This is a genomic window from Psychroserpens mesophilus (assembly GCF_050617655.1).
Lineage (GTDB): Bacteria > Bacteroidota > Bacteroidia > Flavobacteriales > Flavobacteriaceae > Psychroserpens > Psychroserpens mesophilus_A.
On sequence record NZ_JBODQC010000480.1, the window covers coordinates 1 to 238 of the forward strand.

1 protein-coding gene is annotated in these 238 nt (G+C 68.1%); it reads right to left on the reverse strand.

All coding sequences use genetic code 11. The features are described from left to right. Window positions 1-238 (reverse strand): ParA family protein (locus ACRHNM_RS18080; protein ID WP_431138012.1); only part of this gene is annotated, 238 nt, incomplete at both ends.

Genomic DNA, 238 nt, shown 5'->3' on the forward strand with positions numbered 1-238 from the left:
GGCGCACGTTGCGCGGCACGATGGTGCGGAACACGCGGTCGCCGAAGTGCTCGGTGAGCTCGGCCGAGACCGCGTTGGCCAGGTTGTTGCGCACATCGAACATGGTGCGCAGCACGCCTTCGATCTCCAGCGCCGGGTTCAGGCTGGTGCGCAGCGCCTCGATGGTCTCCACCAGCGCGCTCAGGCCTTCCAGCGCGTAGTACTCGCACTGCATCGGCACGATCACCGAGTCGGCGGC